Origin of the sequence: Rhodococcus sp. KRD197 (assembly GCF_017168235.1) — a bacterium.
GTDB lineage: Bacteria > Actinomycetota > Actinomycetes > Mycobacteriales > Mycobacteriaceae > Rhodococcoides.
In genome coordinates, this window is the sequence record NZ_JABFAO010000014.1 from 56,625 (window position 1) to 82,129 (window position 25,505).

The 25,505-nt window shown below is 65.2% G+C and carries 25 protein-coding genes and 3 pseudogenes; 8 read left to right on the forward strand and 20 right to left on the reverse strand.

Annotated features, from left to right (window positions below):
- Window positions 1–249: hypothetical protein (locus J1M86_RS20405; protein WP_206511185.1), on the reverse strand; the 249-nt coding region annotated here is incomplete at its 3' end.
- A gap of 12 nt (window positions 250–261) precedes the next feature.
- Here J1M86_RS20405 and J1M86_RS26735 point away from each other — a divergent pair.
- Window positions 262–387, forward strand: coding sequence for a hypothetical protein (locus J1M86_RS26735; protein ID WP_268987753.1), 126 nt, complete (start codon window positions 262–264; stop codon window positions 385–387).
- A 166-nt stretch (window positions 388–553) separates the two neighbouring features.
- Here the strand turns inward: J1M86_RS26735 and J1M86_RS20410 are convergent.
- The 7 genes and pseudogenes from J1M86_RS20410 to J1M86_RS26520 all read right to left on the reverse strand — a co-directional run.
- Window positions 554–1,126, reverse strand: a pseudogene (locus tag J1M86_RS20410) (cytochrome c oxidase assembly protein); the annotation flags it as partial.
- Between the two features lie 4 nt (window positions 1,127–1,130).
- Window positions 1,131–1,472: a hypothetical protein gene (locus J1M86_RS20415; protein WP_008720440.1), complete on the reverse strand. Its 342-nt coding sequence runs from the start codon at window positions 1,470–1,472 to the stop codon at window positions 1,131–1,133.
- Between the two features lie 52 nt (window positions 1,473–1,524).
- Window positions 1,525–2,256, reverse strand: coding sequence for a DUF5134 domain-containing protein (locus J1M86_RS20420; RefSeq protein WP_008720441.1), 732 nt, complete (start codon window positions 2,254–2,256; stop codon window positions 1,525–1,527).
- A complete protein-coding gene (locus J1M86_RS26510) occupies window positions 2,253–2,840 on the reverse strand; it encodes a PepSY-associated TM helix domain-containing protein (protein ID WP_008720449.1) in 588 nt (195 codons plus the stop codon). The genes J1M86_RS20420 and J1M86_RS26510 overlap by 4 nt, the downstream gene beginning before the upstream one ends.
- Window positions 2,841–3,001: 161 nt before the next feature.
- The gene (locus J1M86_RS27015) at window positions 3,002–3,163 is read right to left on the reverse strand and encodes a PepSY domain-containing protein (protein ID WP_196249522.1); all 162 of its coding nucleotides are present in this window, start codon (window positions 3,161–3,163) and stop codon (window positions 3,002–3,004) included.
- A gap of 95 nt (window positions 3,164–3,258) precedes the next feature.
- Window positions 3,259–3,405 (reverse strand): annotated as a pseudogene (locus tag J1M86_RS27020) (PepSY domain-containing protein); the annotation flags it as partial.
- Window positions 3,350–3,793, reverse strand: coding sequence for a PepSY domain-containing protein (locus tag J1M86_RS26520; RefSeq protein ID WP_008720451.1), 444 nt, complete (start codon window positions 3,791–3,793; stop codon window positions 3,350–3,352). The gene J1M86_RS26520 and the pseudogene J1M86_RS27020, both read right to left, overlap by 56 nt.
- A gap of 509 nt (window positions 3,794–4,302) precedes the next feature.
- Between J1M86_RS26520 and J1M86_RS20430 the strand changes: the two genes are divergently transcribed.
- The 3 genes and pseudogenes from J1M86_RS20430 to J1M86_RS20440 all read left to right on the forward strand — a co-directional run bounded on the left by J1M86_RS20430 (window position 4,303) and on the right by J1M86_RS20440 (window position 7,167).
- Window positions 4,303–5,469 (forward strand): site-specific integrase, encoded by a 1,167-nt coding sequence (locus J1M86_RS20430; protein ID WP_008720452.1) that lies wholly within the window; start codon window positions 4,303–4,305, stop codon window positions 5,467–5,469.
- Window positions 5,470–5,474: 5 nt separating this feature from the next.
- Complete coding sequence (locus J1M86_RS20435) at window positions 5,475–6,542, forward strand: hypothetical protein (protein WP_032373364.1); 1,068 nt, start codon at window positions 5,475–5,477, stop codon at window positions 6,540–6,542.
- Window positions 6,543–6,818: 276 nt separating this feature from the next.
- Window positions 6,819–7,167, forward strand: a pseudogene (locus J1M86_RS20440) (divalent metal cation transporter).
- A 428-nt stretch (window positions 7,168–7,595) separates the two neighbouring features.
- Here J1M86_RS20440 and J1M86_RS20445 read toward each other — a convergent pair.
- From J1M86_RS20445 to J1M86_RS20485, 9 genes are all read right to left on the reverse strand, one after another.
- Complete coding sequence (locus J1M86_RS20445) at window positions 7,596–8,642, reverse strand: ABC transporter ATP-binding protein (RefSeq protein ID WP_008720455.1); 1,047 nt, start codon at window positions 8,640–8,642, stop codon at window positions 7,596–7,598.
- On the reverse strand, window positions 8,639–10,153 hold the full coding sequence (locus J1M86_RS20450) for an iron ABC transporter permease (protein WP_080733225.1): 1,515 nt from the start codon (window positions 10,151–10,153) through the stop codon (window positions 8,639–8,641). Before J1M86_RS20450 ends, J1M86_RS20445 begins: the two co-directional genes overlap by 4 nt.
- A 71-nt stretch (window positions 10,154–10,224) precedes the next feature.
- A complete protein-coding gene (locus J1M86_RS20455; RefSeq protein ID WP_206511186.1) occupies window positions 10,225–11,253 on the reverse strand; it encodes an iron ABC transporter substrate-binding protein in 1,029 nt (342 codons plus the stop codon).
- Window positions 11,250–13,805: an AMP-binding protein gene (locus J1M86_RS20460; protein WP_241256931.1), complete on the reverse strand. Its 2,556-nt coding sequence runs from the start codon at window positions 13,803–13,805 to the stop codon at window positions 11,250–11,252. The genes J1M86_RS20455 and J1M86_RS20460 overlap by 4 nt, the downstream gene beginning before the upstream one ends.
- 393 nt (window positions 13,806–14,198) lie before the next feature.
- A complete protein-coding gene (locus tag J1M86_RS20465; protein WP_008720461.1) occupies window positions 14,199–14,801 on the reverse strand; it encodes a cadmium resistance transporter in 603 nt (200 codons plus the stop codon).
- 94 nt (window positions 14,802–14,895) lie between these two features.
- Window positions 14,896–15,441 (reverse strand): signal peptidase II, encoded by a 546-nt coding sequence (locus tag J1M86_RS20470; RefSeq protein WP_008720462.1) that lies wholly within the window; start codon window positions 15,439–15,441, stop codon window positions 14,896–14,898.
- Window positions 15,438–17,393, reverse strand: a complete 1,956-nt coding sequence (locus tag J1M86_RS20475) for a cation-translocating P-type ATPase (protein ID WP_008720463.1) — start codon at window positions 17,391–17,393, stop codon at window positions 15,438–15,440. The genes J1M86_RS20470 and J1M86_RS20475 overlap by 4 nt, the downstream gene beginning before the upstream one ends.
- The gene (locus tag J1M86_RS20480) at window positions 17,390–17,770 is read right to left on the reverse strand and encodes a helix-turn-helix transcriptional regulator (RefSeq protein ID WP_008720464.1); all 381 of its coding nucleotides are present in this window, start codon (window positions 17,768–17,770) and stop codon (window positions 17,390–17,392) included. Before J1M86_RS20480 ends, J1M86_RS20475 begins: the two co-directional genes overlap by 4 nt.
- Window positions 17,771–18,067: 297 nt before the next feature.
- The gene (locus J1M86_RS20485; RefSeq protein ID WP_008720465.1) at window positions 18,068–18,427 is read right to left on the reverse strand and encodes a MerR family transcriptional regulator; all 360 of its coding nucleotides are present in this window, start codon (window positions 18,425–18,427) and stop codon (window positions 18,068–18,070) included.
- A 428-nt stretch (window positions 18,428–18,855) separates the two neighbouring features.
- Here J1M86_RS20485 and J1M86_RS20490 point away from each other — a divergent pair, with 428 nt between their 5' ends.
- Together J1M86_RS20490 and J1M86_RS20495 are read left to right on the forward strand one after the other, a co-directional pair.
- A complete protein-coding gene (locus J1M86_RS20490; protein WP_008720466.1) occupies window positions 18,856–19,233 on the forward strand; it encodes a BlaI/MecI/CopY family transcriptional regulator in 378 nt (125 codons plus the stop codon).
- Window positions 19,230–20,186 carry a M56 family metallopeptidase gene (locus tag J1M86_RS20495; RefSeq protein ID WP_008720467.1) on the forward strand — a complete coding sequence of 319 codons (957 nt, stop codon included), beginning with the start codon at window positions 19,230–19,232 and terminating at the stop codon, window positions 20,184–20,186. Before J1M86_RS20490 ends, J1M86_RS20495 begins: the two co-directional genes overlap by 4 nt.
- A 494-nt stretch (window positions 20,187–20,680) precedes the next feature.
- Here the strand turns inward: J1M86_RS20495 and J1M86_RS20500 are convergent, their stop codons facing one another.
- From J1M86_RS20500 to J1M86_RS20510, 3 genes are all read right to left on the reverse strand, one after another.
- The gene (locus tag J1M86_RS20500) at window positions 20,681–20,977 is read right to left on the reverse strand and encodes a hypothetical protein (RefSeq protein WP_008720468.1); all 297 of its coding nucleotides are present in this window, start codon (window positions 20,975–20,977) and stop codon (window positions 20,681–20,683) included.
- 978 nt (window positions 20,978–21,955) lie between these two features.
- Window positions 21,956–22,681 (reverse strand): YoaK family protein, encoded by a 726-nt coding sequence (locus tag J1M86_RS20505; RefSeq protein ID WP_008720488.1) that lies wholly within the window; start codon window positions 22,679–22,681, stop codon window positions 21,956–21,958.
- An 852-nt stretch (window positions 22,682–23,533) separates the two neighbouring features.
- A complete protein-coding gene (locus J1M86_RS20510) occupies window positions 23,534–23,845 on the reverse strand; it encodes a DUF4229 domain-containing protein (protein WP_008720486.1) in 312 nt (103 codons plus the stop codon).
- A gap of 80 nt (window positions 23,846–23,925) precedes the next feature.
- Between J1M86_RS20510 and J1M86_RS20515 the strand changes: the two genes are divergently transcribed.
- Together J1M86_RS20515 and J1M86_RS20520 are read left to right on the forward strand one after the other, a co-directional pair.
- Window positions 23,926–24,717: a DUF3105 domain-containing protein gene (locus J1M86_RS20515; RefSeq protein ID WP_032373348.1), complete on the forward strand. Its 792-nt coding sequence runs from the start codon at window positions 23,926–23,928 to the stop codon at window positions 24,715–24,717.
- Window positions 24,714–25,472, forward strand: a complete 759-nt coding sequence (locus J1M86_RS20520; protein ID WP_008720482.1) for a DUF305 domain-containing protein — start codon at window positions 24,714–24,716, stop codon at window positions 25,470–25,472. The genes J1M86_RS20515 and J1M86_RS20520 overlap by 4 nt, the downstream gene beginning before the upstream one ends.
- Window positions 25,473–25,505 lie beyond the last annotated feature (33 nt).

Here is a 25,505-nt window from a genome sequence, read left to right on the forward strand (position 1 = left end):
CCCGAATCGGAGGCGGTCGTGCAGTCCGCCCCCGGTTTGGTCCTGTGCTCGCCCTGTCGGCTCGCTGCGCCACCGACGGTGAGCAGACCCCAGACCGAGCAGGACCCCGGGCGACACTCCTGATCCGCCGCCGTATACGGGCAGCAGCCCGCCGAAGGCGGTTCGGGGCTGAGCGACGAGCAACTGACCGATATCGCTGTCGCAGCGGGAGTTCCCGACACCGCCGGCGACTGCATCACCGGCGGCCACTACACCGACTGGGTGGCCGACTCCACCCAGTCGGTGCTCAAGACCATCAACGCCACTCCCACAGTCCTGCTCAACGGCGAACCGATCGCCCTGAGCACACCCGGTGCTCTCGACGCCGCGGTACGTGCCATCCCGTGAACGGCATGACCGACATCTCCTACACAACGGTATAGACCAGCATCTTTCGGGGCGGGATGGGGGAATGCGCATTGCAGGAAGCATAGGGCTGCGCGCATCACTGATCCTGGTGATCGAACGTTACGAGTTGCTCGTGGATCCCAGCTGCGTTCCTTCGTGCGGCCTGAACCCGGTGCAGTCCGGGGTCGATGCCGATGATGACCCAGTAGTAGAGGTACCCGGTGACGATGAAGTGGATATTCATCACCTCGTGTCCCCAGTGGTAGCGGACCAGCTCGTCGAACAGCGGGCTGAAATACACTGCATAGATGGAGAGGACGAACAACCCGACCGCGACGGCGGGGTTCGACAGCACTCGCATCAGTGGTGAATGGACCACCCACACGATCCATTCCCGCGGTCCCGGCATCCTGTCCTCCCGAGCTGGGGGCAGCGCCCGCAACGCGAGCGTGACCGGCCCGCCGAGCACGAGCAGGACCGGAACGAACATGTTGAGCGTCATGTGCGCACCCATATTGACGCTGAACATCGCCGAACCGTATGCAGCGAGACCTGAACTCGTCGCCACCAGCAACGCCAGGCACCCGGTCATCCAGGCGATGGTACGCCCGAGGGGCCACTGATCTCCGCGCCGTCGCAACCGCAGAACTGCCCACCCGTACAGCGCGATCAGGACGACTGCCGCGCCGCCGGTGACGAAGTCAAACCGCCAGAAGGTCGCGAACTGCTCGAGCGAGGGAGCGTCAGACGGTTCTCAGGCTCGATCGGCCAGCAGTGAGCAGGGTCGCGTATCCGTCGGGACCGACCCGGCCCACACGGCAGAAACGGGTACAGACTATCCCGTATACCAATGAGCCCATCGTGATCGCGGCGGCGAGTGAGACGGTGAAACGGAGCAGGACGTACAGAAGCGATGTGAAGGTGCCAGGGAACGAGTCACCGCTGGCTGCGTGTCGGGTGTCCCCCGAGCGGACGGTGACGACAACGACCAACGCGGCCGCGCATACGAGCGCGATCGCAAGGACGTAACGCACACACAGCGACTGGCGTGTGCGCGAAATATGGTGCGGTGAATCGGTTGTCACATAGCCTCGTTCGATGTCGCTGTACTGCAGTGGCGTCGGTCGATCATCGGTGTTACACGACGCCCATCATGATCGCCATTCCGGCTGCCATCGCCACCTCGCACGCCGCAGCGACACTCTGCGGCCGCGACGCCGGTAGCGCATCGACGGCGATATTACCTGCCTGCGATCCAGGCGAAGGATGTACAGGTGCGAGAGCAGTGCTCTGTTCGGCGACGAACAGACGGTAGAGCCACACGATCGCTGCGACAGCGAAGACGACTGTGAGCGTGAGTGATACCGCGGAGATCCATCCCGGTCCGCTCATCGCGGCCGTATGGTCAGGACTGCTCATGTCCATGTCGGGGGTGTGTGCGTGCGCGCCCATTCCGGACATGTCACCGTCGGCGGCGTCGGCGGTGTGATCGTGCGCGGCGGTGCCGGGAAGCCACCCGGCCATCACCGCGACCATCCACACCATCGCAGCCATCATGAACACGTGATAGCTGCCCATCGCAGGTCCGTGGGGGTGCTCGTCGACACCGGTCGTGCCCGGTGCCGTGCGTGCTGCGGAGATCGCGAACCACACCGTCGCCGCGGCAAAGAACACTCCCTGCGGTAACAGCGGGACGCCGAGCCCCCACGGCCACGCCATCGCAATCATGGCCGCGCACATCACGAGGTGGAACCCGTGGTCGATCCGTACGTTCCACTGCGCGGCGCGGATGATGCGGTACACGCAGTATCCGGCCGCGAACACGAACAGTGCTGTGGTGATCCACCGCAGCGAACTATCAGCGATCACGACGCGTCCTGCCGATTGTGTGCATCGATACCCGGTGCTCGATCCGCGTCGGCTCGTTCTTCCCGCGACGGCAGCGACGCGGATTCGAGTGTGGTTCCGCGCGATCGACGGTGGTGACGTAGTCCCAGAGCGACGTCGACGGCGACGAACACTGCCAGTGTTATTCCGAACAACGGCATGTACCAGCCCAGGATCACTGCGATCACTACCGCGGTTACCGCGGCCCACGGCGGCATCCGGCGCAGCGCCCCGCGTTTGGCAGGTGGTCCGAACCTGATTCCTCGTGCCCGGGTCGGGCACCGCAGCCACCACATCCGGTAGCCGCGAAGGATGACGGCGATCAGACCGATAGCGGTGAGCGCCAACAGGATCTGGTTGACGAGTCCGAACAGGATGCCCATGTGGGCGTCGATGGTCCAGTTGGTCATCTTGGCCATGAGCGGCCAGTTCGCGAACTCGACCTTGTCGATCACCTGGCCCGACGCGGCATCGACGGCTACCGAATCGTAGCGTGTGGGCCAATCACGTTTGGCCTCTTGCACTTTCCATGCCTGTCCCTCTTCGGCGGGAGGAACGAGCTTCATCGGTGCCTGCAGGCCCGCGCCCTGGGCGGCGGCCTCGACACCGTCGATTCCGCGCCTTCACCGATCACGGTGTCGGTGACCGGCGCACCGTCTCCCCCGTGGTGATCACCGCCTGCATTCTCGCCCGTTCCGGCAGGATGAGTCTCGACCGACGGTGTCGTTCACGACAGCGCCGTACGTACGTCCCCGATGGTCTCTCCGGCATACCGTGACCACGTCAAACCGGTGACCGAGAGAAGCAGGAGAGCGGCGATGATCCACACCCCGACCGTGCCGTGCCACGACAACGCGCGGGCGCGGCCCCTCTTCCTCGGCTCCGGCACCAGAGCAGCTCTGGCGGCTTCGGAGGCACTGGACGAGCGTTGGCGGACCCGGGCGTCCACAACACGAGCCCGCCGAGTGCGACCACCCACAGCCAACTGGCGGCCAACTCACTGTAGTTACGGCCCAGATCGCCGAGGTGGAGGTTGCGGTGCAGTTCGTCGATCCACGCGCGCACCGGGAGCCACTCACCGAACGTGGTCAGTTCTCCGCGGACCTGCGCGGTGTAAGGGTCGACGAACACGGTCCGCCCGTACCCCTCGGGAACGTCGTCGACCGCCAGCACGACACGGGTGGGTGCTCTCGGCGTCGATGGGGGGCCGGACCTCGGTGATCGAGCCTTCTGGGTGGGCGGCCCGGGCCGCGGCGACCTGCTCACTGAGCGGCAGCTGCTGATCGCCGACCTGATCGACTGTCAGTTCGTGGCGATGAACGTAGTCCGACAACTGCGGGCTGATGGTGTACAGCAGGCCGGTCACGGCCGCGATCAGCAGAAACGGTCCGACCAGGATGCCGGCATAAAAGTGCAACCGCAGCACGAACGGCCTGATCTGTGGCCACAACGGGATCTTCGTCACCGAAGGCGGGGTGTCACCGGGCGCAGGCGGTCGATCGATTTCACTGGTGGACATCTGCGTGTTTCGGTTCCTTCTCCTCGGGCTGCACTGGGCGCTCAGCCGGTCCTACTCGTGCAGTAGTCGGGCCAGCGGTCCCGGAAGTTCCCGATAATTCCGAGCCGCGTACTCGAGAACTATTCGGGTGTCACGCCCCGACTAGGTCCTCGTAGGGCTGCGACCCCGCCACGAGCTGCCGGTGTAGGTGTCAAAGTGAAGGAGATTCGACGGGTTTCCCGTCCAAAGAGCTACTGCTCAGTGGAACGACCTGATCTCGTGGCCGGACAAGTCCTCGACGGCTACGCTTGCGACCCGTCCCAGGGATACTCAACTGTCGAGCAATTCGAACAGACCGGTGCGGCCGTGTACGGAGCAAACTTCTGCTCCTCAACCGACGCTCAGAGCACCGAGAAGTGGTACTGCAGGCCGTCGTACGCCCATTTTCCCGCACCATCCCCGGCGAAACACCAGGTGAGCGTGTTTTGAAATCAAAAAGCCTGTCGGAGGTGCGCACTACAGTTCTTGCCATGGCAGAACGGCAGCTCGGTGAGGTCCTGGACGCAGATTCAGTTGCCCTGGTGAGTGGTGCGGTGGTGTTTCCGGACCTGTCGGCCGAGGTGGCTGCGCGTATCGAACGGTCGATGGCGTCGGCGCGGTCTGCCGCAACCCGCCGCGCCTACGATTCGGCGTGGCGGCGATTCGAGACCTGGTGCACTGCCGCCGGGCACATCTCGTTGCCGGCGCACCCTGCGACCGTGGCTGCGTATCTCGTTGACGCGGCGGACTCGCTGACCGTCGACGGAGTCCGGGCGTATGCACCGTCGACCTTCGGCAAATGGGTCGCTGCGATCACCGACCGTCACCGCGGGCTCGGCCACGACACCCCGTGTGGCCACGAGATGGTGCGCGCCACCCTCGCCGGTATCCGCCGAGACTACGCCGCCGCGGGGGAGCGCCCCCGCAATCCCCGCGCCCCACTCCTGACGTCCGATATCACTGCCATCGTTGACGTAGCACGTGCCGGTGTCACCGGCTGGGCCAGTGAAGTGCTCGAACGCCGCGACACCGCACTACTGCTGATGGGGTACTCCGGGGCATTTCGGCGCAGCGAACTCGTGGACCTCGAATGTCGTGATGTGCGCCGCGATCGCCTCGACGGTGCGCATGTCCGCCTGCGGCACTCGAAGACCGACCAGGACGGAACCGGAACGGTGAAGGCGCTGCCGTTCACCGACCGGCACGAATCATGCCCGGTCTGCGCGTGGGTTCGCTGGCTGCAGATCGTTGCTGCATTCGATACCGGTGGCAGAACCGCGATCATTCGTTTGCTTTCCCGCGCAGCGAAGTTCGACTCCCATCTCTGCCACAGCACCCTGCCCACCGCTGACACGCGGTCGGCGCTGTTCCGGTCGATCCGCAAGAACGGCAACCTATCCCAGACCGCACTGTCGGGTGCGGCAGTGCACGCCGCGATCCGCCGCCGCGCCGGCCGCGCCGGCTACGACGCAGACCTTCTCGCCCAGCTGGGCGGACATTCACTGCGTGCCGGATTCGTCACTCAAGCGTTCCGTAACGGTGCCGACGCACACGCGATCATGCGACAGACCGGACACAGAAGCCCGGGAATGGTCGAAATCTATGCCCGCGAGAACGCGCCTCTGGTCGGCAACGCCGTGAACGATCTCGGCTTGTGACCCTCATGCACGGCACCGACACCTCGACGAGCGGCGACAACACCGACCTTGTCCGAACAACTCCAGTATCGAACGACACTGTCCCGGAACGGGGTCGACACACGTGGTCGCTGTTCGCGGACTGGTGCACCGCTCATGATCAGTCGGCGTTGCCGGTCTCACCGGAGTTGTTCGTTCGGTTCCTCCGAGCCAACCCTGCCGCGCCGGCAACGCAACGTCGTCGCATCGCCGTCATCGACGCTGTTCATCGAGACCGCGCCCTGCCCCCGCCGGGTCGCGGTCAGAGCGTGCGAGCGGCTCTGGACGCGCTGCGTGCAGCGCGTTTGCGCGACACCGCAACTCGGATCGGCGGCATCGTCACGCGCCTCCCCGGAACAGGGTGGCCGGCGGCGTTGTTCGCTCGCCGAGATGCACTGGTCCTCACTCTTGCCGCGGCCGGGCTGCCATACACCGAGATCGCGGCACTGCGAATAAGAGATGTCGCCGTCGAACCCGAATTCGATGCCCTCACAATCGAAACGGGCACCGGTGTACATGCCGTCACTTCGTTGGAGCTCGTGAGGGCGGGCGCATCACCGAGAAAGGTGTACAGGCGCTGGTACGAGGTCCTGGCCCACGGCGAGCGGCACCCCAGCACACGCATGCTCGCCGACGCCATCGAGCACGTCGACGGAACCGAACTCGCCGACTCCGTTACTCATCTCGACCCAGGCAGCGAACGGCCGTTGTTGACCACGATCGACCGGTGGGGCCATACCCCGCTGGTCGCAACCCCTCTCACCTCCCGGGGAATAGCCGATATCGTTCGAGCACACCTCGGGGGACGCGCTCCCACGCACATACCGCCCCCCGTCCGAGAGACGAACCCAAAGCGTGTCTTTACGCTCGAGCCTGCATCGGCGGTCTCGCTCGACCCTGGTTACTACGAACGCGGCACACTCGCACGAAGGCACTCCCACGCGCTCCTCGACGACGTCGATTCGGTTCTTGCCGATGTCGAAAACCGCGCAGACCGACTGCTCAGGGAACTTCTCGAGTTCTTAGATGCGGAAATGCCGGAGTGCGAGCAATAGTCTTCAGCGCGCGACGATCCCAGGTGTCACCCCGCAGGAGCGACCCCTGTTGTGAGTGAGTCAGCGAACATTGCACCGAACGACGACCGGGTCTGTGTCGAAAGTTCGCACGCGGGCTTCACGGTCTCTTGGTACGGGGTGGTCGTGTCGCTGGACCTCGTCTCGCGGTGCGCTTCCGATCCACTGCATCGATGTCTGCGTTGATGGTTCGGCGACGTTTCCTGAGGGTCAGTGCCGACAGCGGCAAGCGCGGTGAGAAGTACCAACACGAAGGGGATGTCGAGACTGGTCAGTGCGTCGATGGTCACGATCGCTCCTGCAGCGACACACACGAAAAGCAGGCGTGCACCGTCCACGCAAGCGCATCCCGATCGTGTGCGGCGGCTGGTTCCGGCACTGGCGATCCTCGCCGCTGGGGTTGACCCCAGTCGCGCTCTCGTCGTCTCGCAGGTCGTGTTGTCCTTCGGTATTCCGATCGCGCTGATTCCGTTGGTGCGGTTCACCTCTGACCGCATGTTGATGGGCAGCGATGTCAAATTACCGGATCACTCGATATGCAGCCCGGTTCATCGCGGGAATCGTCGTCGCACTCAGCATTGCACTGATCCATCTAACCGTCGTCTGATTGTGCGCGGGTGAACGTCTCCTGCTTGCCTCTGTGTTCCAGGACCGATTACCGCTCGCGATGGTGGTGGTGTGCGTGGGAAATCGGAATCAGTGGGTTCTTCCGCCGCTCAGGGGGAGTCCGTCCTCGAAAGAAAGAAGACTTAGTGCGGGCCACCAGATTTGCAAGCAACGCAATCGATGCCCCCAGTTTGGATGACGACGAAGCCGCCCACCACCTTCAAGACATCAACCCGCGTGCGGATCGTAGACGGCGGTGACAGTCGATGCCGGCCGGCCCGTTCCATGCTTGGGGTCGAGACGTGATTGCCTCCGGGGCGTTGCCTCAGTCTGGATGGTGCAAGTCTGCCCACTAACTACGCACATTGTTCGGCATCGATCGCATGATCGAGCAGGACGCGAGAGGCTGCCTCACACTGAGTAGCTCTCTCACAGGTCGTACACTACGGCGTCGCCGATGACGCGGATGGCGACCCTGTCGCCGGGCGTCAGAGCCGTGGCGCCGAAGCGGCGCACGGTGACCCGCTGGGCCATAGCGGTGTCCGCGGTGTCGAGGCGGATCCCGAGCAGCATCTCCGACCCGAAGTACTCCACGTCGACGACGGCCCCCGATGCACCCGCGCCGTCGGTGGTCACCTCGATTTGCTCCGGCCGCAACATGATTCGGGCTGCACCTTCGATGGCGTTCGGGGAAGGGGCGACGGCGACGTCGCCGAGGGCGCAGCGGGCACGGCCGTTCTCGATGTGGGCCGTCAAGATCACGGCGTCACCGATGAATTCCGCGGTGGTGACGTCCACAGGGCGGGAATAGATTTCACGAGGTGTACCGATCTGTGCGAGCCTGCCCGAGCTCATCACCGCAACCCGGTCGGCGAACGACAGGGCCTCGGGTTGATCGTGGGTGACGAGGATGGTGGTGATCCCAGCCTTGGCGAGGACGTCGGCGACGATCCGTCGAGTGTTCGCCCGCAAGCCGGCATCGAGTGCCGAGAACGGTTCGTCGAGCAGCATCAATTCAGGTTCACGCGCCAGCGCCCGCGCGAGCGCGACCCGTTGCTGCTGGCCGCCGGAGAGCTGGTCGGGTCGACGTGAGGCGTAGGACGAATCCAGCGACACCATCTCGAGCAGTTCGGTGATCTTCGAGACGGTGCGGGCACGGCGTGGCAGGCCGAACCCGATGTTCGCGCCGACCGTGGCGTGTGGGAACAGTGCCCCGTCCTGGGCGACGTACCCCACCGACCTTCGGTGCGCAGGCGTCCAGCCGGATCCCGCGACGACCTTCCCGGTCAGTGCGACAGTGCCTGCGTCGGGTTTGTCGAAACCCGCGATCAGACGCAGCAGCGTCGTCTTACCGCAACCGGACGGTCCGACGATGGCTGTGGTCGACCCGGCATCGACAGCGAACTCAACACGACGTAGCACCGTCACAGGACCGAACGACTTGTCCAGCCCATCCACCTCCACCGCGTATGTCATAGTCCTGCCGCCTTTTTCGACTGGGAGAAGAGAACGTAGGTCATGGGCAGAGACAGCACGATCATGATCAACGCGTACGGAGCAGCCCCCGAGTAGTCGATCTCGCTGCTCAGCGACCAGAACTGCATCGACAGAGTGCGGGTTCCGGTCGGTGCCAGCAGCAATGTCGCGGTCAACTCGTTCACGATCCCCAAGAACACCAACGCACCGCCCGCTGCGGTGGCCGGCGCAGCCAATCTGAGAGTCACCCGAAAGAAACTCGACAGCGGTGACAGACCCAGCGACCGAGCCGCCTCGTCCAACCCGACGGGCGCCTGCGCGAGCCCCGCCCGCAGGTTGACCAATGCGCGTGGCAGGAAGAGCAATGCGTAGGCCGCGATCACGACGACAACTGTTTGATACAGCGGATTTGCGTACCGAATGGCGACGGTGACGAACGCCAACGCAACCACGATGCCGGGCAACGAACTCGAGATGTAGGTACCGCCCTCGAGGACACGGCTGAACCGTCCGCGGTGGCGAATCGAGATCCACGCGACCGGGAACGCGAGTGCACACGTCATGACCGCACCGGCAATTCCGAACCCGAGCGTCTGCAGCAGCGCGGACGAGATTTCGTCCCACTCCCACACCGCGCTGCCGCCGACGACAAGCCACCGCAGAACACTGGCGATCGGGACTCCGAGAGACAGTGCGATCAACATCCCCAGGAAGACGAGCGCGATCGGCGAATACTGCCAACCGAGTTCTGCAGGCACGGCCGGGCGGGCTGCACCCGAGCCGATGCGGGCATACCTGGCACTGCCACGCACAACCGCTTCGATCACCAACAATGTGAGGCACAGCAATACCAGCACCCCGGCGAGCATGGTCGCCGCCGCTCCGTTGAACGTCGATTGATACTGCTCGAAAATCGCTGTAGTGAATGTGTCGAAGCGGATGAAGACGAAGGCACCGTATTCGGCGAGTAGGTGCAACGCGACCAGAAGCGCGCCGCCGGCGATTGCCAGCCGCAGCTGCGGCACCACGACGCGAAAGAACACTGCCCACGGTCCGATTCCGAGTCCTCGCGCCGATTCCTCGACCGCGGGGTCGAGCCTGCGTAGCGTCGCGGCCACGGGAATGTAGACGAGAGGAAAATACGAGAGCGTTGCGATCAGAACGCCGCCGCGCAGCCCGCCGAGGGAAGGGATCGCCGTCACCCACGAGTAGCCGTTCACGAACGCCGGGACAGCCAGCGGCGCGGCAAGCAATACCGCCCACACCTTCGCTCCGAATACTCGTGTGCGCTCGACCAACCAAGCAGCCGCGACGCCGATTGCGACACAGATGGGCACCGTGATCACTACCAACATCACGGTGTTGGCCAACAATTCGCGGACCCGCGATCGGAACAGCAGCGCCGACGCGGTGGCCCAGCCGGTGTCCACGCTCTCCACGATCACGTACCCGAGCGGGATGAGCGAGATCGCCACGACAATCACTGCGGTGACAGCCAGAGGCAAGGGCATACGCGACCGGCCTGCTGGGCACCGCAGCGTGTGGGCCGGCCCCCGTTGTTCTCGACCGTTCGTCGTTGGAATCAGAGCAAACCGGCTTCGGTCATGAGCTCGGTGACCTTCGGGCTGTTGAGCTTCGCCGGGTCCACCTGCGGGGCCTGCAGTTCGGTCAAGGGGACCAGATCCGCGTTGGCCGCCACTTCGCTGCCCACCGAGTACTCGAACGACATCCCGTCCCGCAGAACTTCCTGACCCTTCGGTCCGGTGACGAACGCCAGGAACTGCTGCGCTGCATCCTGTTTCGCGCTGGACTGCAGGACGCCGCCGCCGGAGACGCTGACAAATGCGCCGGGGTCTTCGTTCTTGAAGTAGTGCAGGGCGACGTTACTGCTGTTCTCTCCGGTCTTGGCCTGATCGCCGAACCAGTAGTAGTGGTAGATCACGCCGCCCGGGATTTCTCCGGCGTTGACGGCTTTCATCACCGTGCCGTTACCGTTGTAGGCGCGGACGTTGTTCTTCATCCCCTCCAACCAGGTGCGTGTAGCGTCCTCGCCTTTCAACTCGAGCAGCGCACTGACGATGGCTTGGAAATCGGCTCCCGACGGCGATGCTGCCCAGCGGTCCTTCCAGGCGGGGTCCTGCAGGTCCAGGAGTGAGGCCGGGAGCTGATCGGGGGTCAGCATGTCCGTGTTGTAGGCGAACACGGTCGAGCGGGCGGCGATACCCGTCCACTTGCCGTTCGACGGGCGGTATTGGCTCGGAACCTGGGCCAGCACGGCCTGGTCGACGTCGGTGAACAGACCCGCGTTCTCGACGAGCGTCATCGCCGGAGAGTTCTCCGTGAGGAACACATCCGCTGGCGATCGGTCACCCTCCGCTACGAGTTGGTTGCCGAGTTCGGTATCGCTCCCTTGGCGCAGGTCGACCTCGATGCCGGTCTCCGAGGTGAACGCGTCGGCCCATTCTTTCGTCAGCGACTCGTGTTGGGCGTTGTAGACGGTGATCCGGTTGTCCCCGCCCGGGTCGGACTCAGCGCTCGAACACCCCGACACCGTCAACAGTGCCGCGGTCGCCAGTACGAGGCCCGCCATCAGTTCGATCCGCTTGCTCATCGTCCGTCCTTCGCATTTACCGGACCACCTCCGGTCGTCCCCGCCGCCATGGTACTTAGAGGATTGGCAAACCTAATGCCCGGCCCTGTCCCGCTCCACGGTAGACGGGCGAGCACGAAGGTCGCGGCCTGCCAGTAGACAACCCCCACGACGATCGACAGGGCGAATGCTGTCCAGGGATGGTCGTCGCGCAGCGGTAGATAGACCTGAAAATGGGTCAGGTAGATGTAGAGTGACGCGCTTGCCAACACCCCCGCAACCCGGCCCACAACTGCGGGACATGGGACGGATGTGAGCCACACCAGCAGGCAAAGTCCGACAATCACGATGACTTCTCGCTGGATGTCGCCGAAGAAGAACCCGGGAATCGATAGCACGATTGCCGCGGTGACCCCCACTCGATGCCACACGGTCTGCGCCCGGGCGGCGGCCCAGCCGAGGGCGAACAACCAGAAGACAACCGCCGCGGTCAGAATGCGATTGCGGCTGTCGTCGATCTCGATCAATCCGTAACGGGTAACCAGGCCCAATGCCACCAACCCCATAGGAAACCAGAACGGGTGACTGCGTTCGAGACGTGCGACCGCCGGAACATAGAGCACAGCGGCGGCTACGAGGACGATGTACACAATCGCCTCGACGAACCAGTATCGCCATTCGACAGACCAACCGTCCGGGCCGAAGATTCCGTTGAGCAGCAATGCACTGGTGATGCGGTAGTCCCCGGTCAGAGCGATGATGGCCCCGATCCACACCATGCTGGGGATGGCGATCCGAGCGACGCTGCGCACAGCATTGCGTGCGCGGGCGGTGCGATCGACCGCGCCGAGGTGGAAGCGGGCGAAGTTGTAGCCGGCGATTCCGAGAAGCACGTGCGCCCCGCCGAGCACCGAAAACAGGTGTATGTGCGAGCCGGTGATCAGCACGATCGCAAGGGCGCGCAGCACAACGTTGGTCTCCACCCGTCGCCAGCCGCGGCGCAGGTGCGGTGCCTGAACGAAGTCCACGACTCGGGTGTTGTGCCAGTCCGCCGGGAGGTGACCGAGCAGCTCCTCCAGCCGAATGGACATCCGCACATACGACAAAGAGTCACCGCCCAAGCTCACGAACGTGCTGTCGTCGTCGACCCTTGCGTGATGCAGGACCTCGGCATACATCGCTTTGACATCGGTGGTCTCGGGCTTTGTCGTCGTCGAGGTGGGCTGAACAGGGCCGGGCTTGCCTGCGAATTCCGCGACCGCTCGCGCATCGGGTTTGCCGGTGGAGGTGCGCGGCAGCTCATCGACGACACACACCCGAACTGCTGTTGCGGGAAGGCCGCTGAACTGTGCTGTCAAGCGTCGCACGTCGGCGACGTCAGCGTTCTCCGCGACGACGACGAGTTCGTCCGTGCCGTCGGTGCAGCACACGGTCAATCCCAGGTGTGCGAGCGCGGACTCGACGCGGTGCAGATCGATACGTAGACCGAACACTTTCGCGAAACGGCTGCGTCGGCCGACCACTTCGTACAGTCCATCGGCCGTTCGCCGGGCCAGGTCGCCTGTTCGCAGCTCGCCGGCGAGCGTGTCACCCAGGCGCAAGTCGCCGGGGTCGTGTGCGTAGCCGAGCATGACGTTCGGCCCCGAATAGACGAGCTCACCCGTCCCGTCCGGGGCATCCGCGACCGGATCGAGCCGAAAGGACCCGTCGGGAATCGGCCGTCCGATGGAATGCGGATGAGCGGCGGCAAGATCCGGTGGCAGATACGCCATTCGGGCGGTCGCCTCCGTTTGCCCGTACATGACGAACAAGTCCCATCCCTGGCGTCGGCCCAGCTCGGCATACGTGCGGACGCGATCGGGCGACAGCTTTCCGCCGGCCTGCGTGACGTACCGCAGGTCGTGAAGATTCAGCTGTTCGAACCCGATACGGTCGAGCAGATCGAAGGTGTACGGCACACCCGCGAAGGTGGAGGCGCGGTGGGTGCGCGCAAGGTCCCACAGTCGAGTATCTGTGACCGAAGAGTTGGTCAGAATCAAGGCGGCACCGCGCAGGAGGTGGCTGTGGACGACCGAAAGCCCATAGCAGTAGTGCATGGGTAGCGTGGTCACGGCACGGTCGGTGGGGCGGATGCCCAGGTATTCGGCAATCGACTCGGCGTTGGCCTGCACGTTGTCGTGCGAGAGACGGACGAGTTTGGGTGATCCGGTCGAACCCGAGGTGCTCAGCAGCAACGCGAGATCAGGGTGCAGCTCATGTCTGGATTGTCGATCGAGTTCTTCGACGACTGTGTTGCCGTCGAGGGTGCGCACCACCACATCGGGCCGATATGTGTCGATGAGCCCGTCGAGATGGTCGGGATTGTCGTCCGAGGCCAGCAGTACGGGGTGTCCTGCACGCAGCGCCGCGAGGTAGGTGACGACGACCTCGACCTTGTTGGTGCCGGCGATCAGTACCAGACGACGGCCACGTCCAAGTCTGGCCGCCTGCCGGTCGATGCGCTCGTCCAGGTCGCGGTAGGTGATCGTCTCGTTCACCGATATCAGACCCGGTGCGTCACCGAATCTGCCCAAATCGTGCGCTAAGCGCACACTGGGGCGTTTCGGGCGGTTGAAGTCTCTGGGCACCGAGCGAGTCTATAAGGGCTGCCGAACCTAACCTTCCGGCGACGAATACGACTCCGCGCCCGCGCGGACGAGCGTGGCTCGTCTGTCCACACACCGCTCGGACACAGATGATCGGGGTCAGCGACGCCTACTCGGCGGTCGATTCGGCAAGTCCGGTCCGATTGTCGCACCGTGGTCGATCTGATGATCGCCGACGGATCGACCGAGTATCGATGCGCCGCCCTTTGCTCACCCTCACGCTTCGATCGATGGCATGGAGGTGACGCCACCGGGCGGTGGCGGGAACCGATCTGAGTCGGGCCGTAGCGGTTCCGCAGGCTGCGCGCGAGCGGGTGTCGGTCATGACGCGGCGGCGATCAGCCGGGCGAGAACTCCGGATTCGAGGAGGATGAAGAGACCCAAGCCGATGAACACCGCTGGGACGAGCCAGTGCTCGACCCGTTCGAGAGTGTCGACGACCTTCCTGCGAGTGCCCAGCAGCCTGCCGGCGTAGCACCAGATCCCGACGCAGATCAGGAACACGGCGATGGTGACTGCGGTCTGTGGTGGACCGAGCGTCCGAAAGACCGGGGTGTAGACGGCGATGTTGTCGGCACCGTTGGCGATGGTGATGGCAGCAACGCCTGCCATTCCGGTGGCAGCGACCGGGGGTTCGTCCTCGTCGTCGCTGCGCAGCCAGCGGATCAGCGTCCAGAGCCCCAGCGACAGGGGCAGCACACCGAGTAGCCCGACCCATTCTTGCGGCACGATCACCAGTCCCAGAGCGGCGACGACGCTGGTCGCGACGAGGGTGATCAGGCCGAGGTACTGGCCGGTGACGATCTGCCACGCCCGCGGCCTACCCTGGCTGGCGGAGGCGACGAACAGCACCGTCAGCACGACGATGTCGTCGATGTTGGTGCCGGCGAACATCGCCACTGCCGCGGCGATGGTGGTGATCACTGCCGCACCGGGCGTCGGTGAGGATGTAACCGGACGCCCCCGGTGCCGCACGCGACCGTCATGGAGGTCGATCGGATTCGAGGTCGGGGAGCAGTCATACGGATCGTTGCTCCGTGCCCGTGGGATCGACGCGGGTTCGGCCCTCCCGGAGCGACGCGAGGACGACCAGGACTACGCCGCATGTGAGGTAGGTGTCGGCGAGGTTGAAGGTGGGCCACCATCCGGTGTGGAAGTAGTCCGTCACGCGGCCGTCGGCAGCGCGGTCGATGACGTTGGCGGCCGCTCCGGCGACGACCGCCGACAGCCCCACCGTCCCGGTCAGTGAGCCGACGGGGACGGTGCGCCACGCGTACACGGCGATGGCGAGAGTGATGATGGCGGTGACCGCGATGATGACCCCTGGCGGCAGCCCGTTCCCGACGCTGAAGGCGACACCGCTGTTGTAGGCAAGCCTGAGTTGCAGCAACCCCAGTTCGATGACGCGGCCGTCGGAGAGTGCGCGGCGGGCGACGGGGTCGGCCGCGAGTGCCGCCGCGACGAGGACGGCGACGACGATCGCCAGGGTCCACCGGGATCGAGTCGCCGAGCGTCCCCCGGTCGAGACACCCGGCATCGGGCCCGAAGTGGGGTCTGGGCTCATGTCCAGGCCTCGGCTGCTGCCGGGGCAGGTGCGGGCACCGCTGCGGCGGACAGGGGGTGGGTGCGGCCGGCGCGGACTCCGTTGGCGATGACCACGATCTCGGCGAGTTCGTGCACCAGCACCACCGCGGCCAGGCCGAGGATTCCGAACAGGGCGAGCGGCATCAGCACGGTGATGATCGCCAGCGACAGCCCGACGTTCTGCAGCATGATGCGTCGGGATCGGCGCGCGTGGGCCAGGGCGTGCGGCAGGTGCCGCAGGTCCTCACCCATCAGGGCGACGTCGGCGGTCTCGATGGCCACGTCGGTGCCCATGGCGCCCATGGCGATACCGAGGTCGGCGGTGGCCAGTGCGGGGGCGTCGTTGACGCCGTCGCCGACCATCGCGGTCGACCGGCGGCCCTTCAGGTCGCCGATGATGCGTGCTTTGTCCTCCGGTCGCAGATCCGCGTGGACCTCCTCGATGCCGACGTCGGCGGCCAGTGCGCGGGCGGTGCGTTCGTTGTCCCCGGTGAGCATCGCGACGTGGTACCCGTCGCGGCGGAGACCGGCGACGACTTCCGCGGCTTCGGGTCGCAGTTCGTCGCGGACCGCTATCGCGCCGAGGGTGCGGCCGTCCTGTTCGACGAGGACGGCGGTGGCTCCGGCGTGCTGCATCCGTTCCACGTCCGCGGCCAGCGGGCCGGGGTCGATCCACCCTGGTCGGCCGAGGCGGACGTCGTCGCCGCAGAGGCGGCCGGTGAGGCCGGCTCCGGTGACTGCGACGACGTCGTCGGCGGGTGTGTGGTCGTCGACGGCGGCGAGGATCGCCGCGGCCAGGGGGTGCTCGCTGCGCACTTCCAGCGCTGCGGCCACGGCGAGGACCTGTTCGCGGGTCGCACCGTCCGCGGTGGCGACGTCGATGACGACCGGCTTGTTGCGGGTCAGGGTGCCGGTCTTGTCGAGCGCGATCACGCGGATGCGGCCCAGCGCCTCAAGAGCTGAGCCTCCCTTGACCAGGACGCCGAGTTTGCTGGCGGCGCCGATCGCCGCGACGACGGTGACCGGGACGGCGATGGCCAGTGCGCACGGTGAGGCGGCGACGAGGACGACCAGTGCGCGTTCGATCCATACCCGTGGTTCGCCGAGCAGGCTGCCCACGGCGGCGATGAGGGCGGCGGCGACCATGATTGCCGGCACCAGGGGCCTGGCGATCGTGTCGGCCAACCGCTGAGCCTCACCCTTGCGGGACTGCTCGGCCTCGACGATCCGGACGATCTTGGCCAGCGAGTTGTCCTCGGCACGTGCGGAGACCTCCACCTCGAGAACGCCGGTTCCGTTGATCGCCCCGGCATACACGTCGTCGCCGGGCCCGGCCTCGACGGGCACCGATTCGCCGGTGATCGCCGAGGTGTCGAGCGCGGTGGTGCCGCGGCGGATGGTGCCGTCGGTGGCGATGCGCTCGCCGGGCTTGACGATCATCATCTCCCCGAGCATCAACTCGGTCGGCGACACCGCCTGCTCGAGGCCGTCTCGTCGGACTGTGGCGGTGTCGGGAACCAGGGACAACAGTGCCCGTAGACCTCGCCGTGTGCGGGCGACCGCGTACTCCTCGAGGCCCTCGCTGATCGCGAACAAGAACGCGAGCATCGCGGCCTCGCCGACCTCACCAAGGATCACGGCACCGACCGCCGCGATGGTCATCAGGGTGCCGACACCGATCTTGCCGCGCGCGAGCCGCCGAAGGGTCGACGGGACGAAGGTGTAGCCGGCGACGATCAACGCGAGTGATTCGAGCACCAGGGTCAGCCGATCAGGGCCGCCGATCCAGTCAATGATCAGCCCTGCCGCCAGCAGTGCACCGGCCACCGCGGCAGCTCGGATCTCGGTGATCTGCCACAGCTTGTCGGGTTCGTGCTCCTCGTCGCCGTCCAGGCGGGGTTCGTCGTGGCCGCAGCCGCATGCGTCGCTCATCCGGTCACCGCCGACCCGGCGGGCGCGGTGCCGTAAACCGGGCAGAGTGCCACCGCGTTCCCCGTGACGGCGAGGAGGGTCTCGGCCGAAGCGAGCAGGTCCAACAGTTCCGGCCGGACGAGGGAGTAGAACACCTGCCGGCCCTGGGGGCGACCGACGACCAATCCGCAGTCCCGCAGGCACGCCATGTGCGCCGATACCGTCGACTGTGCCAGCCCCAGCTCGCTCACCAGGTCCGCTACACGCACCTCCCTGCTGGCGAGACGGCGAACGATAGCCAACCGTGTCGCATCGGAAAGGCTGTGGAACAACGACACTGCCGCATCGAAAGTCGACGTGGAACCGCCGGGCAGGCGGCCATCCTTATTGATCGTCATGCAACGATGATAGCATCTAAGCCCGGTATGATCGCTATGCGTGAATGCTCGGCCCCGGTCTCGTCGGCACGAGTCCGATCCTCGTCGTGCCGTACTGAGACAGGACGACGGCACGACGAAGAACACCTCCGTGGTGTGGGACCCGGTCACCGGACCTGCGGACGCACGCGACAAACCGCAGTTGCTCCGTACGGCGCGGTCGAGATCGCCGACTTCCCGATCGCGGTGGCACCTGCTACGAAGGCGCTTTCGATTCCCTACTCGCCGAATCCGTCCGAGACGGCGAGGAGGCCGAGGTCAACCAGCTGCATTGCGGGTCGAACGGCGCGCCGACGCGTCGGGAGTGTCGTCGAGACGATCGAACGCACCGGTCATTGCGGCATGCAGCTCGGTGAGCTGCGCGATCGACTCCTCCTCCCGGGTGATGTGCTCGCGCAGTGTTGGCCGCAGCCCGGTCTTCACAGCGGCGCAGGAGTCGTTCTCCCATGCGCGCAGCATCGTCTTGATCTGTGGCAGCGTCAGTTTCGAGCTTTTCGCGGCGGTGATGAACGCCAACCGTTGCTGTGCTCGTTTGTCGTAGACGCGGTACCCGTTCGGGGCTCGGTCCGCCGGCAGCAGCCCCTCGCTTTCGTGGAAGCGCAGCGTCGTCGCCGGCACCCCGTCGCCGAGGAGAGTTACGAGATCAGATCAGCAGGGCTTCGGCAAGCCTGGTCTTCGTCCGTACGCAATCGTCAAAGACTGCGCTCGCCCTGTCGATTCGTTCTGTACGACGCCGCGCGAGAGGCTCGCCCGGCAAGCTTCCCCCGACTTTCGGGAAGTCGGGGGAAGTATCCTATCGCAGGTCGTCAGCCGGTCAGCAACACATCATTGCGGCGCACATGTCCCCACACATGCCGGTGGCCATCATGATCTGGCAATCCCACCACGTCTGCAGGTTGGTCATCAGTTCGGTCATCGGAATCTCCCTCAATTCTGGTCCCGAGGAGACGGGACATCACGACCATATACTGAGTACGTACATAGATAGTAGATGTCGTGTTACCGACGACCCTAGGATCAGGAGACGACAGGGCAGGAGGCGATAGGTGCGGGTGAACGGATTCGGTGAACTCGAGGCGGTAGTGATGGATCGCCTGTGGGCCCGCGGTGCGCGAAGCACCGTGCGGGAGTTGTTCGACGAATTGGCCGAGCAGCGGGTGATTGCCTACACCACGGTGATGTCGACGATGGACAACCTGCACCGTAAGGGCTGGTTGGAGCGCACCCGTAGGGGCAAGGCGTTCGACTACTGGCCGACGTTGTCTCGCGAGGAGCACAGTGCCCGGCTGATGCGTCACGCGTTCGCTGCGGGCGGCAAGTCGGACCTGGTGCTCACCCATTTCGTCGAGCAGATGAGCGACGAAGAGTCGGAGCGTGTGCGAAGAGCGTTGCGCAGACTGACCGACCCCGGCCAGTCGCGATGACTCTGACTCTGTGCCTGCTGCTCTACGGGCTCGTGGTCTCGGTAGCCGGTCCGCCTGTGCTCGCGCGACTGACCCGCCGGGGCATCGCTCCGCAGCTCGGGATAGCTGCCTGGAGTGCAGCAATGGCGGTGGTGATCCTGACCTGGACCGGCGCGGCGATCATGCTCGTCACCGAAGCGGTGCATTGGAACAGAGACGCTCACTGGGTGTCAGCGTGCGTCGTCGAGGTGCTCCGGTCGATCGACGGCCGTGCCGCAGCACTGCTTCAGGGAACACTGATAGCAGTCTCCGCGGTCGCTGCGGCGGCGCTTCCGTTGGTGGTGTGGAGGGCTGGGCGGGGCATGCTGCGGATGCGAACGCACACGCTTCGCCACGCCCGGACGGCGAGGGTGATCGGCCAACGCCTGCCCGGTACCGACGCGGTGGTCGTCGACACCGCGGATCGGCTCGCCTACTGCGTTGCTGGCCGTCCGAAGACCATCGTGATCACTACTGGTGCCCTGGATGCACTCGTCCCGGATCAGTTAGGCGCCGTCTTGGCGCACGAACGTGCTCACCTAATCGGTCGCCATCACCTGCTGCTCGCCTCTGTTCGCGGACTCGCCGCGGCAGCTCCATGGATGCGGTTGTTCCGCGACGGGGCGACCGAGATCGCCCTGCTGCTCGAGATGTGCGCGGACGACAGCGCTGCCCGCTCCCATGGTCGGCGGGCGCTACTCGGTGGTCTGCTCGCCCTCACTGGTTCGTCCGTCGCTCCCGCGGGTGCCCTCGGCGCGAGCGGAGGCGACGTGCTCGCTCGTGCTCATCGCCTCACCGTCGCTGTGTCCACCCCCGTGCACGCGCGGGCCCGCACCCAACTGTCCTTGATCGTCCTCTCGATCACCGCGAGTCCGATCGTGTTCGGTGCCCTCGCCGCTGCGGGTGTGATCATGTGTGGTCCGATGGGCTCTTGAGTGGTCCTGCCAAGAGCGGGTCGATCGGTCAGTGGTGACGGCAGTCGCCGCGCCGAGCCAATTTCAATCGTGCGCCCTCGTCCGTCGAGCGACGGGTAGAACTGTCCCTCGGGTGCGGGGGCGTCGTTATGCAAGGCGATCAGGTTGCCGTCGGTGTCGACGGTTGCGAACTGCGTCGATCCCTGGTCCGTCGAGACGGGACGGCCCGCATCTGCGGGATGAAGAACGCCCGCACGGGACATCTCGTCGGATCGACGACCGCCGGATTCAGCGACGTCCGCGACTCCGCACTCAAAAAGGGATGCGGGCCCCCGAGCACGGCTGTATCACCTTCATTGTTCGGTGTCACCGAAGGCATTAACAGCACGCCGAACACCGTCAGTGCTTTCAGCAAACCGGCCTCCGGAGCTGTGCCCCGTCGACCATGCCGATCAGCTGACTGTATGTCACCGACGATACCAATGAGTACCCCCTGGGGTATCCCGATTCGGGTGTCAGCCGAGGATGGCTTCCCGGAGCTGAGCCATGCTCGGCGCACCCGCCGGCCCGTCACCTGTCATGTACACACGGCAGGCCAGACCGACTGCGGCGGATGTGTCGCCCATGACGTCGACGCCGTCGACGAGAACGGTCGGAGAGCCACGAAAACGCACCTGTTCGGCCATGTCCACCGTGTCCACGCGTTGATAGACGAGCACGGCGTCCGAGTGTTCCGCGGCGAGGAGCTGCAACCGTTCAGCAGTGACCGTCCAGTTCGGGCAACCGTCGAAATACTGCAGGGTGATCTCCATCCACCCACGGTATATCCGTGCTGAAGTTGGCAGCGCACAGGTCGTAGAATTCGATTACGCGGAAGGAGACGGAGTGCCGAACTTCTCCCGTCACTCTCGACGGAAAGGGCTTGCTCATGAATCTGTCCAGTGAGAGTGACGGCACCTCGGCCTGTTCCTGCTGTGGTCGCGATTTCCCGACCGTGAAGTTGCACTCCCTGGCAGGGGGAGCTGCCTATATCTGCCGACGTTGCGGACTGTGGGTTGCGATCCGTCGACGCTAGAGAGAACAGCGTGGGTGTACCGCTCTTCAGTAGGCTGCCTGCACCGATACGTCGTCTCGGCCATGGCGTACCGCCGTACGCAACCGGCGCGCGTCGCCCGTGCGGCTCGATCCGGCCCGTACCAAAGCCCGGGTCGGCGGCGTCCACCGCCGCGACCTTTCGCGGCCATGTCGCGCAGATTCTGCGATTGGTTCCCGTCGACCACGTGAAGAGGCTGTTGCTGCGCCTCGTCCAGCGTCACTCGTACACAGATCGGGTTGTCGGACATGTGCAATGCGTTCACCGACTCGTCGATCGACCCACCGAGCGCGATGGCCAACGCGTAGCGATGCGGGCGAACCACCCGCGGTTGTCCACAGCGGGAGACCCAGAATCTGCCGTATCCGTCGTCGGCAATGGCTCCGATCCGGATCGCACACGGGGACCGATGCGGCCGTGCACGACGTAGCTGCGAAACCGAGCTCGCTCGTCGGCGTCGCCGACTATTGACGGTTTCGGCACCGACCTCCCAACCCACCTAGCAACTACCGGCATCGCTGACGCCTTGGCGAAGAGATCAGGGCCAAGCGAGAGATGGTGTGTATCGAACATCCTCTCCACACGCTCAAACCGATTGATTCACGTTGCGACAGTGTTTCTGTTGGTCGAGTCCGCCGGTGGAGCAGAACGATCTCGGGAGCGCGGACCCGTAGGTTTTCGCTGGCCGGGAATAGACCTATCCCCATAGGGATCGTCGCTCGGTGTGAGTGAAGGTGAAGATGCTTGCAAGCAGGCTGATGGCTGCGGTAACCAGGAGTACTTGAGGTCCGGTGATCGCGGCACCGATCAGAGCCCCGGCTGCGCCTCCGGCTGCGAAGGACCCGAGAAGCATTGCATAGCAAAGCCAGTCGAGGTAAGTACCGCCGCCCAGTAGGTGTCTTTCGATCCCTTGGCCCAGTTTGACGACGGTGCCGGTGACGTAGCTCAGGGGGATGTAGGTTTCTTCTCGTTTCGTGAATGCTGTGTTGAGCGCGCCGAGAGCGAACGCAACCAACAGAATGGGATAGAAATTTACGTCGTCGGACGCCCAGCCGGATATCCCGATATCGATGAGCCCTGCCGCGGCGAGGGCGATGGTCGTGACAACTGTTGCTCCGTGTGGGTGATTGGACCAGTATCGGCGGCGGCAGATCGACGCGATCACCACTCCCGCCAGAAAGGCACCCATCAAAGCCAGCGCCGCCCACGGCGATGCGCCGGGTGCAACGGGCTTACCTTCCGGACTGCCGAAATGCCCGATGACGGCGCGTTCGGTGTTGCCGGTCATGAACGTCACGAAATACCCCGCCGAATGCAGAAATGCGACAGCACCCACCATTCCGGCCAGCGCGGACAGTATCCACGACAGTCGCGCCTCCGCGCCGACGGCTGTTTCGCGGCTGAGTGCCACAGAAGATGTCATGCAACCAAGTCTCCCGGCCGTGTACGGAGCCGCAAGTCGATGAGGTGCAGCTCACTCGGCGGTTCTTCGGTGTTCGTATTCCCTTCGGAAGCAATCGAACTCCCACCTGCACCTCGTCTGCCGACCTCGGTGACAAGCCCACCCAGCGGTGTAATTTGCGTGCTCAAGTAGCACGAACTCGCGGCCCATCCGCGCGTGGTCAGTTCCATCCCTGTGGATCGGTGGGCGGCACAGTGTCCGGATATCAGCCGATGAGTCGGAAGGCTTCCGTCCCGCCGAGATGTGGGAACGCTGGCGTACTGTCCTGCGGTTCTATCGCTACCCCTCGACGCTACTACTCACCGAGCACGTACCGGGGGAGACTTTTCCCGGTATGTGCAGGTGGCCGGTGCGTCCAGGCCCCGTCGCCGTTCCGATCGACCGGTGGGGTCGTGCCGTTTCCCGCCGACCCGATGCCCCAGGTAGCGGTCGGGGCGGTCATCGCTGCTCACCGCTCCGGGCGACTGCCCCGGCGCGATCCACGCCCGCCCCTGTCGTGGCGACGCGGTCGTGGCGAGCGGGAAACTGACGTCACCGGCACACCACCGCACCCGGTGTCAGCTGCACCAGGCTCGGACTACTAGCTAATCGGTGTCGATGCCCGCCGCCGTGCCCACGCCGCTCTGGCCGATGTGCCTGACCTCGTCGATGATCTCGAGTATCGGATCGAGACTCTGATGCACCGCACCCTGGAACTACTAGACATCGAGCCGGACGCCGAAGCGTCCGTCGAATGGGTCGGCGAACAGTGACCGACACGGACGATCCGCCAACGCCAACGCCAACGCCAACGCCGAAGTCCGTGCGCCGACGTCACGGTTTGTCGGTGCCGGGTCGTCCCGCCGCGGGGCCTCGCTTCTTGATCGAGCGCGTGCGATCGACTGCTTCGATGTCCGCATTGATGGTTCGGCGGAGCTTCCTCAGGGTCAGTGCCGACAGCGGCAGGCTTGCTGCAAGTGCGCCAAGCAGTACCAACACGAAGGAAATGTCAAGGCTCGTCAGTGCGTCGACGGCCAAAAGCACTCCTGCGGCGACACACACGAAGAGCAGGCGTGCACCGTTGTAGGCCAGCACATGAAGGGCAAGCTGCCCGCGAGCAGTTGAGGGTGCGCGGAACACCGGCATCGGCCGTCCTGTCGTGCGTAGGGGCTTCCTGGGACCTTGATTCAAATACTATGGTGCATAGTATTTGATGGAGGAGCAATATGAACAGCAGCAGAAACCCCGCCCGAGGCCGACGGAGCTCGACTCGGCGATCACGCCCAGCCGGAGTGCCCGGGGGCGTGCGCGCTCCCTGGGCGGTGATAGGCGCGGGTGTCGTCATCGTCGTGCTCGTCGGTGCGATCGGATACAACCTGGCCCCCCGCGTCCTCGAACGCAATCAGGCCGAGCGGTTCGCGCCGACCGCCGACGACCCGGACCCCTCCCGCGGCATCGACGGCGTCGTCGAGGTCGAGTATCCGGCCGCGCGGCACGTCGAACCAGCTCAGAGAGTTGCCTACGATCAGAGTCCGCCGTTCGGCGGCCCTCACGACCAGACCTGGGCGACGTGTACCGGAGTGGTGTACCCCGTCCCGCTACGCAGCGAGAACGCGGTTCATTCGCTCGAACACGGGGCGGTGTGGGTGACGTACGACCCGAACCGGGTCTCCTCCGACGAGGTCGGTTCACTCGCCGGGCGGGTCGAGGGCGAGCCCTACACGATGATGTCGCCCTACCCGGGCCTGACGGCACCGATCACGCTGCAGTCGTGGGGCCATCGACTCGAGCTCGACAATGCCTCCGACCGGCGCATCACTCAGTTCGTCGCTGCTCTGCGACAGAACCCCTCGACCCACCCCGAGAGCGGAGCCAGTTGCTCGACCATTCCCGGCGCGTTCGATCCCGACAACCCGCCGCCGTTCGACGCCAGCGAGCCAGGACCGGACGCGGTGCCCCTCGAGGAAGACCCGGCCCTCGACAGTGCGCCAGCGCCGATGGGGGAGGGGAGTCGATGACCGTGCACGGCCAGGCCGACGATGCCCAGATCGACGATGCACAGAACGACAGTGCACAGAATGACGCCGCGGAAACGGGACCCAGATCCAGGCCCAGGGCACTGCTCATCGGCTTGGCGGTGACAGCTCTCGTCCTGTCCGGCGTCCTCATCGGCGTACTGCTCACACCGGACAGCGCACGAGTGGCCGTACCGGCATCGAATTCGGTGGATGTGGGTTTCGCGCAGGACATGTCGGTCCATCACAACCAGGCGATCGAGATGTCGGCGATGGCGTTGGGACGCTCGACGGATCCGGTCATCCGGACCCTCGCCTTCGACGTGTTGACCTCGCAGCAGAGCCAAGTCGGCACGATGCAAGGCTGGTTGACACTGTGGGACAGGCCATATCTGCCCGACGGCCCGACGATGACGTGGATGACCGGGGCCAGCTCGACAGGGGGTCACCCGATGGACATGAGCGCGTCCGCGAACGACAGCGGACAGGACGCGACGTCGATGCCCGGCATGGCCAGTACCGCCGAGCTGACGGCACTTCGCCGGATGAACGCCGAAGAATTCGACGGCCGGTATCTACAACTGCTCCGCCGCCACCATCGTGGGGGAATCCCGATGGCAGAGCAGGGAGCAGCGAACGCGACAGTTCCCGCTGTCGCCGCGCTCGCGGGCTCGATCGCCTCCGCGCAAACCGCCGAGGTCGGTCAGATCGATGTCCTGCTGAGCGCACACGGGGTCTCACCGTTGCCGGAGAGCTGACGCCGATATCTAAATACTATGTTGCATAGTAAT

Coding starts and splice junctions, on each gene's coding strand:
- J1M86_RS26510 (WP_008720449.1), bottom strand. CDS start 2,840: ATGAAGCTCGTTCCTCCCGCCGAAGAGGGACAGGCATGGAAAGTGCAA.
- J1M86_RS26520 (WP_008720451.1), bottom strand. CDS start 3,793: ATGTCCACCAGTGAAATCGATCGACCGCCTGCGCCCGGTGACACCCCG.
- J1M86_RS20430 (WP_008720452.1), top strand. CDS start 4,303: ATGGCAGAACGGCAGCTCGGTGAGGTCCTGGACGCAGATTCAGTTGCC.
- J1M86_RS20435 (WP_032373364.1), top strand. CDS start 5,475: ATGCACGGCACCGACACCTCGACGAGCGGCGACAACACCGACCTTGTC.
- J1M86_RS20445 (WP_008720455.1), bottom strand. CDS start 8,642: ATGACATACGCGGTGGAGGTGGATGGGCTGGACAAGTCGTTCGGTCCT.
- J1M86_RS20450 (WP_080733225.1), bottom strand. CDS start 10,153: ATGCCCTTGCCTCTGGCTGTCACCGCAGTGATTGTCGTGGCGATCTCG.
- J1M86_RS20455 (WP_206511186.1), bottom strand. CDS start 11,253: ATGAGCAAGCGGATCGAACTGATGGCGGGCCTCGTACTGGCGACCGCG.
- J1M86_RS20470 (WP_008720462.1), bottom strand. CDS start 15,441: ATGAGCCCAGACCCCACTTCGGGCCCGATGCCGGGTGTCTCGACCGGG.
- J1M86_RS20475 (WP_008720463.1), bottom strand. CDS start 17,393: ATGAGCGACGCATGCGGCTGCGGCCACGACGAACCCCGCCTGGACGGC.
- J1M86_RS20480 (WP_008720464.1), bottom strand. CDS start 17,770: ATGACGATCAATAAGGATGGCCGCCTGCCCGGCGGTTCCACGTCGACT.
- J1M86_RS20495 (WP_008720467.1), top strand. CDS start 19,230: ATGACTCTGACTCTGTGCCTGCTGCTCTACGGGCTCGTGGTCTCGGTA.
- J1M86_RS20500 (WP_008720468.1), bottom strand. CDS start 20,977: ATGGAGATCACCCTGCAGTATTTCGACGGTTGCCCGAACTGGACGGTC.
- J1M86_RS20505 (WP_008720488.1), bottom strand. CDS start 22,681: ATGACATCTTCTGTGGCACTCAGCCGCGAAACAGCCGTCGGCGCGGAG.
- J1M86_RS20510 (WP_008720486.1), bottom strand. CDS start 23,845: ATGCCGGTGTTCCGCGCACCCTCAACTGCTCGCGGGCAGCTTGCCCTT.
- J1M86_RS20515 (WP_032373348.1), top strand. CDS start 23,926: ATGAACAGCAGCAGAAACCCCGCCCGAGGCCGACGGAGCTCGACTCGG.
- J1M86_RS20520 (WP_008720482.1), top strand. CDS start 24,714: ATGACCGTGCACGGCCAGGCCGACGATGCCCAGATCGACGATGCACAG.